Source organism: Acidovorax sp. GW821-FHT10E04 (assembly GCF_059415185.1).
Window position 1 is genome coordinate 397,887 of the sequence record NZ_JBWKMT010000004.1, and the last position, 15,639, is coordinate 413,525.

Below are 15,639 nucleotides of genomic sequence, written 5' to 3' on the forward strand. Positions count from 1 at the left end.
TGTCTGGAAAGCCAAAACCGCAAGGTTCCTCATGCCATCCAGATGCAAAAAACAGCCGTCGTGGTGAAATTGGTAGACACGCTATCTTGAGGGGGTAGTGGCGAAAGCTGTGCGAGTTCGAGTCTCGCCGACGGCACCAAAACAAAGGCCTGCCTGCATGACCCGGCTCGGGTCCTGACGGGCAAGGCCACAGCGGTGAGCACATCCTCAAGATGAACCTCGATCAGTACCTCCCCGTCCTTTTGTTCATCTTGGTCGGCATCGCCGTCGGCGTTGTCCCCCTTGTCCTCGGCTACATACTGGGCCCCAACCGCCCGGATGCCGCGAAGAACTCCCCCTACGAATGTGGCTTTGAAGCCTTCGAGGATGCGCGCATGAAGTTTGACGTGCGCTACTACCTCGTGGCCATTCTCTTCATTCTTTTCGATCTCGAAATCGCATTTCTCTTCCCATGGGCGGTGACGCTGCATGAGGTGGGTATCGCCGGCTTCGTGGCCGTCGTGATTTTCCTGGCCATCCTGGTCGTGGGCTTTGCCTACGAGTGGAAAAAGGGTGCCCTGGATTGGGAATGAGCGGGCCTCAACAAGGATGATGCAATGATTGAAGGCGTGATGAAGGAAGGCTTCATCACCACGAGCTATGACTCCGTGGTGAATTGGGCCAAGACGGGCTCTCTGTGGCCCATGACTTTTGGCCTGGCGTGCTGTGCGGTGGAGATGATGCATGCCGCCGCAGCGCGCTATGACATCGGCCGCTTCGGTGCGGAGGTGTTTCGTGCCAGCCCCCGCCAGTCCGATCTGATGATCGTGGCCGGCACGCTGTGCAACAAGATGGCGCCCGCCCTGCGCAAGGTGTACGACCAGATGTCGGAGCCCCGCTGGGTGCTGTCGATGGGTTCTTGCGCCAACGGCGGCGGCTACTACCACTACAGCTATTCCGTGGTGCGCGGCTGCGACCGCATCGTGCCCGTGGACGTGTACGTGCCCGGCTGCCCGCCCACGGCCGAAGCGTTGATCTACGGGATCATCCAGCTGCAGCAGAAGATCCGCCGCACCAACACCATTGCTCGCGTCTGAAGGGTTGATGATGACTGCTGTTGCCATTCGGCCCGAAAACCTCAAAGACAACATTGCCGCGGCGTTGGGCGCGAAAGTGCGCCAGATCACGGTGGCCCTGGATGAGGTCACGGTGGTCGTTGCTGCCGCCGACTACCTCGATGCCATGCGCGTCCTGCGTGATGCGGAGGGTTGCCGTTTCGAGCAGCTGATCGATCTGTGCGGCGTGGACTATTCCGCCTATGCAGACGCAGTGAACGAGGGAGCCCGCTATTGTGTGGTCTCGCACCTGCTGTCCGTGAGCCTGAACCAGCGCCTGCGCGTGAAGGTGTTCTGCGCGGATGACGATTTCCCTGTGGTGGCTTCGGTTTCCGATCTCTGGAACTCGGCCAACTGGTACGAGCGCGAGGCGTTCGACCTTTTTGGCATCGTGTTCGACGGCCACAACGACCTGCGCCGCATCCTGACCGACTACGGCTTCATCGGCCACCCCTTCCGCAAGGACTTCCCGCTGTCCGGCCACGTCGAGATGCGCTACGACGCAGAGCAGCGCCGGGTGGTCTACGAGCCGGTGTCGATCGAGCCGCGCGAGATCACGCCGCGCATCATCCGCGAAGACAAGTACGGAGGCCTGCACTAAGGCGCCCCGCGCCCCACGTGACCCACCATGGCTGAAATCAAGAACTACTCCCTGAACTTCGGACCGCAGCACCCTGCAGCGCACGGCGTGTTGCGCCTGGTGCTCGAGCTCGACGGCGAAGTCGTCCAGCGTGCCGACCCGCACATCGGGCTGCTGCACCGCGCCACCGAAAAGCTGGCTGAGCACAAGACCTACATCCAGTCGCTGCCCTACATGGACCGCCTGGACTACGTGTCCATGATGTGCAACGAGCACGCCTACTGCCTGGCCATCGAAAAGCTGCTGGGCCTGGAAGTGCCTGTCCGCGCCCAGTACATCCGCGTGATGTTCTCCGAGATCACGCGCCTGCTGAACCACCTGATGTGGCTGGGTTCGCACGGCAACGACTGCGGCAGCTCCACCATCCTGATCTACACCTTCCGCGAGCGCGAAGACCTGTTCGACATGTACGAAGCCGTCTCCGGCGCGCGCATGCACGCGGCGTACTTCCGTCCGGGCGGCGTGTACCGCGACCTGCCGGACTCCATGCCGCAGTACAAGGTCAGCAAGATCAAGAACGCCAAGGCCCTGGAGGCCATGAACAAGAACCGCCAGGGTTCGATGCTCGACTTCATCGACGACTTCACCCAGCGCTTCCCGGCCTGTGTGGACGAATACGAGACCCTGCTCACCGACAACCGCATCTGGAAGCAGCGCACCGTGGGCATCGGCGTGGTGCCGCCCGAACGCGCGCTGAACCTGGGCATGACCGGCCCCATGCTGCGTGGTTCCGGCATCGCCTGGGACCTGCGCAAGACCCAGCCCTACGACGTTTACGACCGCATGGACTTCGACGTGCCCGTGGGCAAGACGGGTGACTGCTACGACCGCTACCTCGTGCGCGTGCAGGAAATGCGCGAGTCCAACCGCATCATCAAGCAGTGCGTGGACTGGCTGCGCGCCAATCCCGGCCCGGTCATCACCGACAACCACAAGGTGGCTGCGCCCGACCGTGAATCCATGAAGTCCAACATGGAAGAGCTGATCCACCATTTCAAGCTCTTCACCGAAGGTTTCCATGTGCCCGAGGGCGAGGCCTATGCCGCCGTCGAGCATCCCAAGGGCGAGTTCGGCATCTACCTGGTGAGCGACGGGGCCAACAAGCCCTACCGCCTGAAGATCCGTGCGCCTGGCTTCGCGCACCTGGCCACGCTCGATGAAATGGCCCGCGGCCACATGATCGCCGACGCGGTGGCCATCATCGGCACCATGGATATCGTGTTCGGAGAGATTGACCGATGAGTACGACCGAATCGAAGAACCAGACCGCTGGCGCCACCGCCATCACCGAGACGACGCTTGCCCGTTTTGCGCGCGAAGTCGCCAAGTACCCACCCGAGCAGAAGCAGTCGGCCGTGATGGCTTGCCTGTCCATCGTGCAGCAGGAGCAGGGCTGGGTCAGTGTCGAGAGCGAGGCCGTGATCGCCGAGTACCTCGGCATGGCCCAGATCGCGGTGCACGAAGTCACCACGTTCTACAACATGTACAACCAGCAGCCGACGGGCAAGTACAAGCTCAACGTCTGCACCAACCTGCCTTGCCAGCTGCGCGACGGCCAGAAGGCGCTGCACCACCTCGAGAAGAAGCTCGGCGTGGCCATGGGCGAGACCACTTCCGACGGCCTGTTCACGCTGCAGCAGTGCGAATGCCTGGGTGCCTGTGCCGATGCGCCCGTGATGCTGGTCAACGACCGCACCATGTGCAGTTTCATGGACAACGACAAGCTTGACCAGCTTGTGGATGGCCTGCGCGCTGCGGAAGGACAAGCATGACCACCGCCGCACAGATCCTCTCGCAGTTCCAGGCCACCGGCGTCCAGACCTGCTTCCACGACCGCCACATCAACCCGCAGATCTATGCGGGCCTGGACGGCACGAACTGGAGCCTCAAGGACTACGAAGCGCGTGGCGGCTACGCCGCCCTGCGCAAGATCCTGGCGCAGGGCGAAGGCGAAGGCCTCACCCAGGACCAGGTGATCGCCACCGTCAAGGAATCGGGCCTGCGCGGCCGTGGCGGCGCGGGCTTCCCCACCGGCCTCAAGTGGAGCTTCATGCCCCGGTCGTTCCCGGGCCAGAAGTACCTGGTGTGCAACTCCGACGAAGGCGAGCCGGGCACCTGCAAGGACCGCGACATCCTGCAGTTCAACCCGCACATCGTCATCGAGGGCATGATCATCGCGGCTTACGCGATGGGCATCTCCGTGGGCTATAACTACATCCACGGCGAAATCTTCCAGACCTACGACCGTTTTGAAGAAGCGCTTGAAGAGGCACGCGCCGCAGGCTACCTGGGCGACAAGATCCTGGGCAGCAACTTCAGCTTCCAGCTGCATGCCGCGCACGGCTTCGGCGCCTATATCTGCGGCGAAGAGACCGCGCTGCTCGAATCGCTGGAAGGCAAGAAGGGCCAGCCGCGCTTCAAGCCGCCGTTCCCGGCCAGCTTCGGCCTGTACGGCAAGCCCACCACCATCAACAACACCGAGACCTTCGCGGCCGTGCCGTGGATCATCCGCAACGGCGGTGCTGCCTATCTTGAATGCGGCAAGCCCAACAACGGCGGCACCAAGATCTTCTCGGTCTCCGGCGACGTGGAAAAGCCCGGAAACTACGAAGTGCCCCTGGGCACGCCCTTCGCCAAGCTGCTCGAACTCGCTGGTGGCGTGCGCAAGGGCCGCCAGCTCAAGGCCGTGATTCCCGGCGGCTCGTCCGCACCGGTGCTGCCGGCTTCCATCATCATGGAATGCACGATGGACTACGACTCCATCGCCAAGGCCGGCTCCATGCTGGGCTCGGGCGCGGTCATCGTGATGGACGACTCCCGCAGCATGGTCGAGAGCCTGCTGCGCCTGTCCTATTTTTACTCGCACGAGTCCTGCGGCCAGTGCACGCCGTGCCGCGAAGGCACGGGCTGGATGTGGCGCGTGATCGACCGGATCCAGCATGGCCAGGGGCGCGATGGCGACCTGAACCTGCTCAATTCGGTGGCGGACAACATCCAGGGCCGCACCATTTGCGCACTGGGTGACGCAGCGGCCATGCCGGTGCGCGCCATGATCAAGCACTTCCGTCCGGAATTCGAAGCGCTGATCCGCCAAGAGAAGACCCCGCAGGCTTCCGCCTCCGCCTGATCGCGAGAAACGCATATGGTTGAAATCGAACTCGACGGGCAGAAGGTAGAAGTCGCCGAAGGCTGCATGGTGATGCATGCAGCCGAAAAGGCCGGCACCTACATTCCCCATTTCTGCTATCACAAGAAGCTCTCCATCGCCGCCAATTGCCGCATGTGCCTGGTGGACGTGGAGAAGGCCCCCAAGCCCATGCCCGCCTGCGCCACGCCGGTCACGCAGGGCATGATCGTGCGCACCAAGAGCGACAAGGCCATCAAGGCCCAGCAGTCGGTCATGGAATTCCTGCTGATCAACCACCCGCTGGATTGCCCCATCTGCGACCAGGGCGGCGAGTGCCAGCTGCAGGATCTGGCCGTGGGCTACGGCGGTTCCTCCTCGCGCTACGAGGAAGAAAAGCGCGTGGTCTTCCACAAGGATGTGGGCCCGCTGATCTCCATGGAGGAGATGAGCCGCTGCATCCACTGCACCCGCTGCGTGCGCTTCGGCCAGGAAGTGGCCGGCGTGATGGAACTCGGCATGATCCACCGCGGCGAGCACTCCGAGATCACCACCGTGGCGGGCGATACCGTGGATTCCGAGCTGTCGGGCAACATGATCGACATCTGCCCCGTGGGCGCGCTCACGAGCAAGCCGTTCCGCTACAGCGCCCGCACCTGGGAACTGTCGCGCCGCCGCTCCGTCAGCCCGCACGACTCCACCGGTGCCAACCTCATCGTGCAGGTCAAGAACCACAAGGTCATGCGTGTCGTTCCGTTCGAGAACGAAGCCGTCAACGAATGCTGGATCGCCGACCGTGATCGCTTCTCGTACGAATCGCTCAACAGCGACGAGCGGCTGACACAGCCCATGCTCAAGCAGGGCGGTGTCTGGAAGACCGTCGACTGGCAGACCGCGCTCGAATACGTGGCCAACGGCTTGAAGAACATCAAGAACGACCACGGTGCCCACAGCATCGGTGCTCTGGTGAGCCCGCACAGCACGGTCGAAGAGCTGTACCTGGCTGGCGCGCTGGTGCGTGGTCTGGGCAGCGACAACATCGACTATCGCCTGCGCAACGCCGAGTTCGCCGCGCCCGAAGGCATTCGCTGGCTCGGTACGTCCATCGCCACGCTGTCCACGCTGCAGCGCGTGCTGGTGGTGGGCTCCAACCTGCGCAAGGACCATCCGCTGTTCGCGCAGCGCATCCGCCAGGCTGCGCGCCATGGCTGCCAGGTCAGCGTGGTCGACTCGGCCCTGGTCGATTGGGCCATGCCCGTGAAGCACTCCCTGCTGCAAGGCGCCGGTCAGTGGCTGCAGGCGCTGGGCACCATCGCCGCTGCCGTGGCACAGGAAAAGGGCACGGCCGCACCCGCAGGTTCCGGTGATCCCACCGAAGCCTCCCTGGTCATCGCCCGCTCATTGCTGGGCGGCGAACGCAAGGCCGTACTGCTGGGCAATGCCGCAGCGCACCATGCCCAGGCAACCCAGCTGCTGGCGCTTGCCAACTGGATTGGTGAACAAACCGGGGCAACCGTCGGCTACCTGACGGAAGCCGCCAACACCGTGGGTGCGCAATTCGCCGGCGCCCATCCCGTGAACGGAGGCCTGAATGCAGGCCAGATGCTGGCGGGTGGACTGAAGGCGGCCTTGCTGCTCAATACCGAGCCTGTCCATGACTCTGCAGCCGGCCTGCAGGCCGCCACGGCCCTGGGAGGGGCGGAGATGGTGGTGACCTTGAGCCCGTTCAAGGCCAATATGGAATTCAGTGATGTGCTGCTGCCGGTGGCGCCGTTCACGGAAACCTCGGGCAGCTTCATCAATGCGGAAGGCCGCCTGCAGGGTTTCCATGCCGTGGTGCGTCCTCTGGGCGATACCCGTCCGGCCTGGAAGGTGCTGCGCGTGCTGGCCAATCTGCTGGGCGTGCCGGGTTTTGATTTCGAGACGTCGCAGGATGTGCTGGCCCGCGCCACGAATGCGCCTGCTGGCACCTTCGCGCAGGTCCCGGCCGCTCAATTGTCGAATGCCGTGAGCGCTGCTGTCCCTGTCGCCACCGCAGTGGTGGGCGAGCCCGTGGTGGCCTCGATCTATCAACTGGACGGCCTGGTGCGCCGTTCCACGTCGCTGCAGCTGACCGCCGACGCGCGCTTGGCATGCGAAGGAGTGGCAGCATGATCGACGCGATCTACAACGCGGGCCTGAACCTGCTTTCCTTTGGCTGGTGGACCGGCGTGGTCTGGCCGGTGCTCTGGATCCTGCTCAAGATCGTCTGCATTCTGGCGCCCCTGATGGGGGCGGTGGCCTATCTCACGCTGTGGGAGCGCAAGCTCCTGGGCTTCATGCAGGTGCGCCATGGCCCCAACCGGGTCGGCCCGCTCGGGTTGCTGCAACCCATCGCGGACGCCTTGAAGCTGCTGACCAAGGAAATCATCCAGCCTACTGCCGCCAGCAAAGGGCTCTTCGTGCTGGGGCCGGTCATGGCGATCATGCCCGCGCTGGCTGCCTGGGTGGCGATTCCGTTCGGCCCGGACGTGGCATTGGCCAATGTCAACGCCGGCCTGCTGCTGGTGATGGCCATTACCTCCATCGAGGTGTACGGCGTGATCATTGCCGGCTGGGCATCGAACTCCAAGTACGCCTTCCTGGGCGCACTGCGGGCGTCCGCGCAGATGGTGAGCTATGAAATCGCCATGGGTTTTTGCTTCCTGGTGGTGATCATGGTTTCGGGCAGCATGAACCTGACCGAGATCGTGATGTCCCAGTCCCGCGGCATGGCCTCCAACATGGGCCTGGGCTTCCTGTCCTGGAACTGGTTGCCATTGCTGCCCATCTTCCTGGTCTACCTGATCTCGGGTGTGGCTGAGACGAACCGCCATCCGTTCGACGTGGTGGAAGGCGAAGCCGAAATCGTGGCGGGCCACATGGTGGAGTACTCCGGCATGGGTTTCGCGATCTTCTTTCTGGCGGAATACGCGAGCATGTGGCTGGTGTCCATTCTGGCCGCCCTCATGTTCCTGGGCGGCTGGCTGCCTCCGGTGGATTTCCTCTCGTTCATTCCCGGCTGGATCTGGCTCGGGATCAAGACATTCCTCGTGGTGTCCATGTTCATCTGGATCCGGGCGACTTTCCCCCGCTTCCGTTATGACCAGATCATGCGTCTGGGTTGGAAGATCTTCATTCCGGTCACGCTGGTGTGGCTGCTGATCGTCGGCGGGTGGTTGCTCTCGCCTTGGAATATCTGGAAATAAGCGGGGACACAAATGACTGCTGTTGCTGCTGCTGCACCTTTCTCGTTCAAGGATTTCTTCAAGAGCTTCATGCTCGTGGAACTGCTCAAGGGCATGGCCCTCACGGGGCGCTACGCCTTTCGCCGCAAGGTGACCGTGCAGTTCCCAGAAGAGAAGACCCCCTTGTCGCCACGTTTTCGTGGCCTGCACGCCTTGCGCCGTTATGAGAATGGCGAAGAGCGCTGCATCGCCTGCAAGCTGTGCGAGGCCGTGTGCCCCGCCATGGCCATCACCATTGAGTCGGACGTGCGCGACGATGGCTCCCGCCGCACCACGCGCTACGACATCGACCTGACCAAGTGCATCTTCTGCGGTTTCTGCGAAGAAAGCTGCCCGGTGGACTCGATCGTTGAGACGCACATTTTTGAGTACCACGGCGAAAAGCGTGGCGATCTGTATTTCACGAAGGACATGCTCCTGGCCGTGGGCGACCGGTACGAAGGTGAAATCGCGGCAGCCAAGGCTGCGGACGCCAAGTACCGCTGAGCGGTGCTGGGTTCAGCCTCTTTGCCAGACTTTCTATAAAGACCCGATTCATGGACGCCAAGACAGGTTTCTTCTACCTCTTCTCGGTCGTGCTGCTGTTCGCAGCCTTCCGGGTGATCACCGCGCGCAATCCCGTGCATGCGGTGCTCTACCTCATCCTCGCGTTCTCGCAGGCCGCCGCCGTCTGGCTGCTGCTCAAGGCCGAGTTCCTGGCCATTGCGCTCGTGCTGGTGTACCTGGGCGCGGTGATGGTGCTTTTCCTCTTCGTCGTGATGATGCTGGACATCCACATCGACACGGTGCGCAAGGGGTTCTGGAAGCACTTTCCCCTGGCCGCCACGGTGGGCGCACTGATCGCGCTCGAAATGGCCGCGGTGCTGATGGGTGGCTTCCGGGGCATGGATGAGCCCAAGGCTGTCGCCACGGCGGTGAATGCGGCGGGCCAGGTCGTCCAGTATTCGAACACCAAGGCGCTGGGCAAGCTGCTCTACACCGAGTATCTCTATCCCGTGGAAATCGCGGCCGTGATCCTGCTGGTGGCGATGATTGCCGCCATTGCCCTGACGCTGCGCCAGCGCAAGGACAGCAAGGCGATCAATCCGTCCGTACAGATCCGCGTGCGCGCCAGCGACCGCCTCGAAGTGGTCAAGGTTGTCGCCACCCAGAAGGCTGAGGCGCCAGCGCCTGCAGAGGCTGTCGCCGAGGAGAAAAAAGCATGACGCTGACATTGGGCCACTTTCTCTCGCTGGGTGCGATGCTGTTCGCGCTGGCGGTGATCGGCATCTTCCTCAATCGCAAGAACCTGATTGTGCTGCTGATGGCGATCGAGTTGATGCTGCTCGCGGTCAACATGAACTTCGTGGCGTTCTCCCACTACCTGGGCGACATGCATGGACAGGTGTTCGTGTTCTTCATCCTGACCGTGGCAGCGGCCGAATCGGCGATCGGCCTGGCCATCCTGGTGCTGCTGTTCCGCAACAAGTCCAGCATCAACGCGGAAGACCTCAACACCCTCAAGGGTTGATGAGCCACCTGTATTCCCAAGGTTCTCAAGAATGAGTCAAACCCTCTCTGCTTCAACGCTCCTGGCCGTGCCGCTGGCTCCGCTGGCGGGCGCCTTGCTGGCCGGCATCTTCGGTACGACCTTTGGTGGTAACTGGATTGGCCGCCGCCTGAGCCACACCCTGACCATCCTGGGCGTGCTCGTGGCCTTCGTCCTGTCGGCCATGACGCTCAAGAGTGTTGCGCTGGATGGCGCCCGTTTCAACGAAACGCTGTACACCTGGATGGTGGTCGGCGGCCTCAAGATGGAAGTCGGCTTCCTGATCGACAGCCTCACGGCCATGATGATGGTGGTGGTGACCTTCGTGTCGCTGATGGTGCACATCTACACGATCGGCTACATGGAAGAGGACGACGGCTACAACCGCTTCTTCGCGTACATCTCCCTGTTCACGTTCTCCATGCTCATGCTGGTCATGAGCAACAACCTGCTGCAGCTGTTCTTCGGCTGGGAAGCCGTGGGCTTGGTGTCCTACCTGCTGATCGGTTTCTGGTTCAACAAGCCCAGCGCGATCTTCGCCAACATGAAGGCCTTCCTGGTCAACCGCGTGGGGGACTTCGGCTTCATCCTGGGCATCGGCCTCATCGCGGCCTACGCAGGCACGCTGAACTACGGCGAAGTGTTTGCCAAGTCGGGTGAGCTCGGCGGCCTGGCTTTCCCCGGCACCGACTGGATGCTGATCACCGTGATCTGCATCTGCCTGTTCATCGGTGCGATGGGCAAGTCCGCCCAGTTCCCGCTGCACGTCTGGCTGCCCGACTCGATGGAAGGCCCGACCCCCATCTCGGCACTGATCCACGCGGCCACCATGGTGACGGCCGGCATCTTCATGGTGGCGCGCATGTCGCCCCTGTTCGAGCTGTCGGATACCGCCCTGAACTTCATCCTGGTGATCGGGGCCATCACGGCGCTGTTCATGGGTTTCCTGGGCATCATCCAGAACGACATCAAGCGCGTGGTGGCCTACTCCACGCTGTCGCAGCTCGGGTACATGACCGTGGCGCTGGGTGCGTCGGCCTATTCGGTCGCCGTGTTCCACCTGATGACCCACGCGTTCTTCAAGGCGCTGCTGTTCCTCGGTGCCGGCTCGGTCATCATGGGCATGCACCACAACCAGGACATCCGCTGGATGGGCGGCGTGCGCAAGTACATGCCCATCACCTGGATCACCTCGCTGCTGGGTTCGCTCGCGCTGATCGGCACCCCGCTGTTCGCGGGCTTCTATTCCAAGGACAGCATCATCGAGGCGGTCCATTTCAGCCATCTGCCCGCGGCCGGTTTTGCGCACTTCGCCGTGCTGGCGGGTGTATTCATCACGGCGTTCTATTCGTTCCGCATGTACTTCCTGGTTTTCCATGGCAAGGAGCGCTACGACCAGAATCCTGATGCGCACCATGATGACCACCATGGCCATGACGATCACCATCACGAGCCCCACGAATCGCCCTGGGTGGTGACCGTGCCTCTGGTGCTGCTGGCCATTCCGTCGGTGGTGGTGGGTTTCATGTTCATCCAGCCCATGCTGTTCGGCGACTTCTTCAAGAACGTGATCTTTGTCGATGCGGTCAAGCATCCGGCCATGGCGAAACTGGCTGAAATTTTCCACGGTCCGGTGGCCATGGCGGTGCACGGACTGCAGACCGCGCCGTTCTGGCTGGCGCTCGCTGGCGTGGCTGCTTCGTACTACATGTACATGGTCAACCCCGCGCTGCCGGCCGGCATCAAGGCCCGCGTGCAGCCCCTGTACACGCTGCTGGAGAACAAGTACTACCTCGACTGGATCAACGAGAACATCCTGGCCCGCGGCGCGCGTGCCCTGGGCGTCGGCCTGTGGAAGGGTGGCGATCAGGCCATCATCGACGGGGCCCTCGTGAATGGCTCCTGGAAGCTGGTGCGCGGGGTTTCCGGCATCGTCCGCTGGATGCAGTCGGGCTTCATCTTCCACTATGCGCTGGTGATGATTCTGGGTGTCTTCGCATTGATGACCTGGTTTGTCTGGGGCGATGCTTTCTTGCAGCTCATCAAATAAGGAAAACAACAAATGGGTCTGTTGAGTCTTGCAATCTGGACACCGATTGCCTTCGGTGTGCTGCTGCTGGCCATTGGGCGGGATGAGCATGCCCGCGCGGTGCGGTGGCTGGCGCTGGTCGGGGCCGTGATCGGCTTCCTGGTGACTTTGCCCCTGTACGATGGCTTCAAGCTGGGCACGGCGGCGATGCAGTTTGTCGAGAAGGCCGCCTGGATCGAGCGCTTCAATGTCCACTACCACCTGGGCGTGGATGGCATTTCGTTCTGGTTCGTGCCGCTGACGGCTTTCATCACCGTCATCGTGGTGGTGGCTTCCTGGGAATCCATCACCGAGCGCGTGAACCAGTACATGGGCGCGTTCCTGATCCTGTCAGGCCTCATGGTCGGAGTGTTCGCGGCGCTGGACGGCATGCTGTTCTACGTGTTCTTCGAAGCCACGCTGATCCCCATGTACCTGATCATCGGGATCTGGGGCGGCCCCAACAAGATCTACGCGGCGTTCAAGTTCTTCCTGTACACGCTGCTTGGCTCGCTGCTGATGCTGATCGCGCTGATCTTCCTGTACAACCAGTCGGGTGGCAGCTTCGACATCGCGACGTGGCACCAGCTGCCATTGAGCGGCCGCGCGCAGACGCTGCTGTTCTTCGCCTTCTTCGCGGCCTTCGCCGTGAAGGTGCCCATGTGGCCAGTGCATACCTGGCTGCCCGATGTGCACGTGGAAGCCCCCACCGGCGGCTCGGCCGTGCTGGCCGCCATTATGCTCAAGCTCGGTGCCTACGGTTTCCTGCGGTTTTCGATGCCCATCGCTCCCGACGCTTCGCGCGAATGGGCGTGGCTGATGATCGCGCTGTCGCTGATCGCGGTGATCTATGTGGGCCTGGTGGCCATGGTCCAGAAGGACATGAAGAAGCTGGTGGCCTACTCGTCGGTGGCGCACATGGGCTTCGTGACCCTGGGTTTTTTCATCTTCAACGACCTGGGCGTCTCCGGTGGCCTGGTGCAGATGATTGCCCACGGCTTCGTCTCGGGTGCCATGTTCCTGTCCATCGGCGTGCTGTACGACCGCGTGCACTCGCGTGAAATCGCGGCCTACGGCGGCGTGGTCAACACCATGCCCAACTTCACGGCCTTCGCGCTGCTGTTCGCCATGGCCAACTGCGGCCTTCCGGGCACCGCCGGTTTCGTCGGCGAATGGATGGTGATCCTGGGGGCCGTCAAGGCCAACTTCTGGATCGGCCTGGCAGCCGCCACGGCGTTGATTTTTGGCGCCGCCTACACGCTGTGGATGTTCAAGCGGGTGTACCTGGGACCTGTCGGCAACGACAACGTCAAGGGCCTCACCGATATCGACAGCCGCGAGTTCCTGGTGCTTGCACTGCTGGGCATCGCCGTGCTGGCCATGGGCTTGTACCCGCGCCCCTTCACCGATGTGATGGACACCTCGGTGGCCGAACTGCTCAAGCATGTCGCGCTGTCCAAGCTGAACTGACCAGACTGAACTGAGAGATTCGAGATGATTGACAACATCAGCTGGCTCGCGATTTACCCCGAAATCGTGCTATTGACCATGGCCTGCGTGATCGCGCTGGTCGATCTGGGCGTGCACAGCGCACGCCGCACGGGCACCTATGTGCTGACCCTGCTCACGCTGGCCGTGGTGGCGGCATTGCAGGCCATGTACGCCAGCAGCGGCAACACCTTCTACGGCTTTGGCAACATGGTGGTCAGCGACGCCATGGGCAACTGGCTCAAGTGCTTCGCCACCGTGGCGATGATGATCACGCTGGTCTACGGCCGTCCCTATGCGGCGGACCGCGGCATGATGCGCGGCGGCGAGATGTTCACGCTGTCGATGTTTGCGCTGCTGGGCATGTTCATCATGATCTCGGGCAACAACTTCCTGGTGATCTACCTGGGCCTGGAACTCCTGACCCTGTCGAGCTACGCCCTGGTGGCCTTGCGCCGCGACAACGCCACGGCGACGGAAGCGGCGATGAAGTACTTCGTGCTCGGCGCCATGGCCAGCGGTTTCCTGCTGTACGGCCTGTCCATGATCTACGGTGCCACGGGTTCGCTCGACATCGGCCAGGTGTTCAAGGCGGTCAATTCGGGCCAGATCCGCCATCAGGTGCTGGTCTTCGGCCTGGTGTTCGTGGTGGCTGGCCTGGCTTTCAAGCTGGGCGTGGTGCCGTTCCACATGTGGATTCCCGACGTGTACCAGGGTGCCCCCACGGCCGTCACGCTCATGATCGGTGGCGCGCCCAAGCTGGCAGCCTTCGCGATCACGATCCGCCTGCTGGTGGACGGCCTGCTGCCCCTGGCCATCGACTGGCAGCAGATGCTCGCGGTGCTGGCCATCGGCTCGCTGCTCGTGGGCAACCTGGCCGCCATCGCGCAGACCAACCTCAAGCGCATGCTGGCCTACTCCACGATCTCGCAGATGGGCTTCGTGCTGCTGGGCCTGATGTCGGGTGTGGTGAATGGCAATGTGGATGCTACGGCCGTCGAGAACGCCTACAGCGCCTCCATGTTCTATGTGGTGACCTATGTGCTCACCACGCTGGCCGCGTTCGGCGTGATCCTGCTGCTGGCGCGCGAGGGCTTCGAGAGCGAAGAAATCTCGGACTTTGCGGGCCTGAACCAGCGCAGCCCCCTGTATGCGGGCGTGATGGCGGTCTGCCTGTTCTCCATGGCCGGCATTCCCCCGCTGGTGGGTTTCTACGCCAAGCTGGCGGTGCTGCAGGCGCTGGTGGCCTCCGGCCAGGGCCTGTACATCGCGATGGCGGTGTTCGCCGTGATGATGTCGCTGATTGGCGCCTTCTACTACCTGCGGGTGGTGAAGGTCATGTACTTCGACGCTCCGCTGACGGCTTCGAACGTATCGGCGCCCGTGGACGTGCGCGTGGTACTGACGCTCAACGGTGCACTTCTTCTGGTGCTGGGCCTTCTGCCCGGCGGTCTGATGGCGCTGTGCGCGGACGCTGTCGTGCGCGCGCTGGCGACCTGAGCGCCTCGCCGCTCTCGTTCGTTCCTGTGTCTCTTACCGGGTCCGTCTGGCTGGTCATCGTGGCGGCCTTCATCGCCGCCAACCTGCCGTTTGTGAACCACCGCTGGCTGGTGGTGGGGCCCGTTGCCGGGCAGCGCAAGCCGCTCGTAGGCCGGCTGGCTGAGCTCCTCCTGCTGTATGTCCTGGTCGGCGGCCTCGCGCTCTTGCTGGAGCGCCGCGCAGGGCAGATCGCGCCGCAAGGCTGGGAGTTCTATGCCATCACCGGGACGCTGTTTCTCACGCTGGCCTTTCCAGGTTTTGTCTACCGGTACCTGCTGCGCCGCCACGGGTGACGGCCGGCGCGTTCAGGTGTTGCCATGAAGGTGCTTGATCTCCAATGCCGGCTCGGCCATGTCTTTGAAGGCTGGTTCGGATCGGAGGATGATTTCCAGGGCCAGAAGCAGCGCGGGCTGGTGCAATGCCCCCTGTGCGCGGACGCCCACATTGAAAAGCGCCTGAGCGCTCCGCGCTTGAATCTGGGCGCGCGAGATCCAGCCGTCGCCACACCCACCGTGACAACGCCGTCTCCCGTGCCCGGAGCCGGAGGGGCGCCGGCCGATGCCGGCGTGCTTGCGCCCGCGCTGCAGGCCGCCTGGCTGGAACTGGCTCGCAAGATCGTCGCCAGCACCGAGGATGTGGGAGGGCGTTTTGCCCAGGAAGCCCGCCGCATGCACCATGGCGAGGTGCAGGAGCGTGCGATTCGTGGTCAGGCCACCCCCGACGAGGCCCTGGAGTTGCTGGAGGAGGGCATTGCCGTCCTGCCCCTGGCATTGCCCGCGGCGTCCAAGGAAACCCTTCAATAGCCTTCCCGGCGCTGCCTGGCCGCCAATATGTTGTGGCCATTTTGGTCGCAAACGCTTGATGCGCAAGCGCAATAAGCTATTGTATTTAT

The 15,639-nt window shown here is 62.8% G+C and carries 16 protein-coding genes and 1 tRNA gene; all 17 read left to right on the forward strand.

Features of this window, described 5'->3' with window-relative positions; genetic code table 11:
* Positions 1–54 precede the first annotated feature (54 nt).
* The 17 genes from AC07OC_RS15270 (at position 55) to AC07OC_RS15350 (ending at position 15,550) form a co-directional block, all read left to right on the forward strand.
* Positions 55–139, forward strand: a tRNA-Leu gene (locus tag AC07OC_RS15270).
* 73 nt (positions 140–212) lie between these two features.
* On the forward strand, positions 213–572 hold the full coding sequence (locus tag AC07OC_RS15275) for an NADH-quinone oxidoreductase subunit A (RefSeq protein ID WP_055393226.1): 360 nt from the start codon (positions 213–215) through the stop codon (positions 570–572).
* 24 nt (positions 573–596) lie between these two features.
* Positions 597–1,076 (forward strand): NuoB/complex I 20 kDa subunit family protein, encoded by a 480-nt coding sequence (locus AC07OC_RS15280; protein ID WP_007849129.1) that lies wholly within the window; start codon positions 597–599, stop codon positions 1,074–1,076.
* Positions 1,077–1,086: 10 nt separating this feature from the next.
* On the forward strand, positions 1,087–1,695 hold the full coding sequence (locus AC07OC_RS15285; protein ID WP_218295516.1) for an NADH-quinone oxidoreductase subunit C: 609 nt from the start codon (positions 1,087–1,089) through the stop codon (positions 1,693–1,695).
* 27 nt (positions 1,696–1,722) lie between these two features.
* Positions 1,723–2,976 carry an NADH-quinone oxidoreductase subunit D gene (locus AC07OC_RS15290; protein WP_218295515.1) on the forward strand — a complete coding sequence of 418 codons (1,254 nt, stop codon included), beginning with the start codon at positions 1,723–1,725 and terminating at the stop codon, positions 2,974–2,976.
* Positions 2,973–3,506 carry an NADH-quinone oxidoreductase subunit NuoE gene (gene nuoE / locus AC07OC_RS15295; RefSeq protein ID WP_218340157.1) on the forward strand — a complete coding sequence of 178 codons (534 nt, stop codon included), beginning with the start codon at positions 2,973–2,975 and terminating at the stop codon, positions 3,504–3,506. Before AC07OC_RS15290 ends, nuoE begins: the two co-directional genes overlap by 4 nt.
* Positions 3,503–4,861 (forward strand): NADH-quinone oxidoreductase subunit NuoF, encoded by a 1,359-nt coding sequence (nuoF, locus tag AC07OC_RS15300; protein ID WP_218340158.1) that lies wholly within the window; start codon positions 3,503–3,505, stop codon positions 4,859–4,861. The genes nuoE and nuoF overlap by 4 nt, the downstream gene beginning before the upstream one ends.
* Before the next feature lie 15 nt (positions 4,862–4,876).
* On the forward strand, positions 4,877–7,012 hold the full coding sequence (gene nuoG / locus AC07OC_RS15305; RefSeq protein ID WP_218340159.1) for an NADH-quinone oxidoreductase subunit NuoG: 2,136 nt from the start codon (positions 4,877–4,879) through the stop codon (positions 7,010–7,012).
* Positions 7,009–8,085 (forward strand): NADH-quinone oxidoreductase subunit NuoH, encoded by a 1,077-nt coding sequence (gene nuoH, locus AC07OC_RS15310; protein WP_218295511.1) that lies wholly within the window; start codon positions 7,009–7,011, stop codon positions 8,083–8,085. The genes nuoG and nuoH overlap by 4 nt, the downstream gene beginning before the upstream one ends.
* 12 nt (positions 8,086–8,097) lie before the next feature.
* Positions 8,098–8,610 (forward strand): NADH-quinone oxidoreductase subunit NuoI, encoded by a 513-nt coding sequence (gene nuoI / locus AC07OC_RS15315; protein WP_218295510.1) that lies wholly within the window; start codon positions 8,098–8,100, stop codon positions 8,608–8,610.
* 50 nt (positions 8,611–8,660) lie between these two features.
* Positions 8,661–9,329 (forward strand): NADH-quinone oxidoreductase subunit J, encoded by a 669-nt coding sequence (locus AC07OC_RS15320; protein WP_218340160.1) that lies wholly within the window; start codon positions 8,661–8,663, stop codon positions 9,327–9,329.
* The gene (nuoK, locus tag AC07OC_RS15325; RefSeq protein WP_005793248.1) at positions 9,326–9,634 is read left to right on the forward strand and encodes an NADH-quinone oxidoreductase subunit NuoK; all 309 of its coding nucleotides are present in this window, start codon (positions 9,326–9,328) and stop codon (positions 9,632–9,634) included. Before AC07OC_RS15320 ends, nuoK begins: the two co-directional genes overlap by 4 nt.
* Positions 9,635–9,665: 31 nt before the next feature.
* A complete protein-coding gene (gene nuoL, locus AC07OC_RS15330; protein WP_218340161.1) occupies positions 9,666–11,702 on the forward strand; it encodes an NADH-quinone oxidoreductase subunit L in 2,037 nt (678 codons plus the stop codon).
* 12 nt (positions 11,703–11,714) lie between these two features.
* Positions 11,715–13,190, forward strand: coding sequence for an NADH-quinone oxidoreductase subunit M (locus AC07OC_RS15335; protein ID WP_218340162.1), 1,476 nt, complete (start codon positions 11,715–11,717; stop codon positions 13,188–13,190).
* A 24-nt stretch (positions 13,191–13,214) separates the two neighbouring features.
* Positions 13,215–14,708 (forward strand): NADH-quinone oxidoreductase subunit NuoN, encoded by a 1,494-nt coding sequence (gene nuoN, locus AC07OC_RS15340; RefSeq protein ID WP_218295506.1) that lies wholly within the window; start codon positions 13,215–13,217, stop codon positions 14,706–14,708.
* A gap of 26 nt (positions 14,709–14,734) precedes the next feature.
* Positions 14,735–15,040 (forward strand): DUF2818 family protein, encoded by a 306-nt coding sequence (locus AC07OC_RS15345; RefSeq protein ID WP_218340163.1) that lies wholly within the window; start codon positions 14,735–14,737, stop codon positions 15,038–15,040.
* Between the two features lie 24 nt (positions 15,041–15,064).
* The gene (locus tag AC07OC_RS15350) at positions 15,065–15,550 is read left to right on the forward strand and encodes a DUF1178 family protein (RefSeq protein ID WP_218340164.1); all 486 of its coding nucleotides are present in this window, start codon (positions 15,065–15,067) and stop codon (positions 15,548–15,550) included.
* Positions 15,551–15,639: the final 89 nt, after the last annotated feature.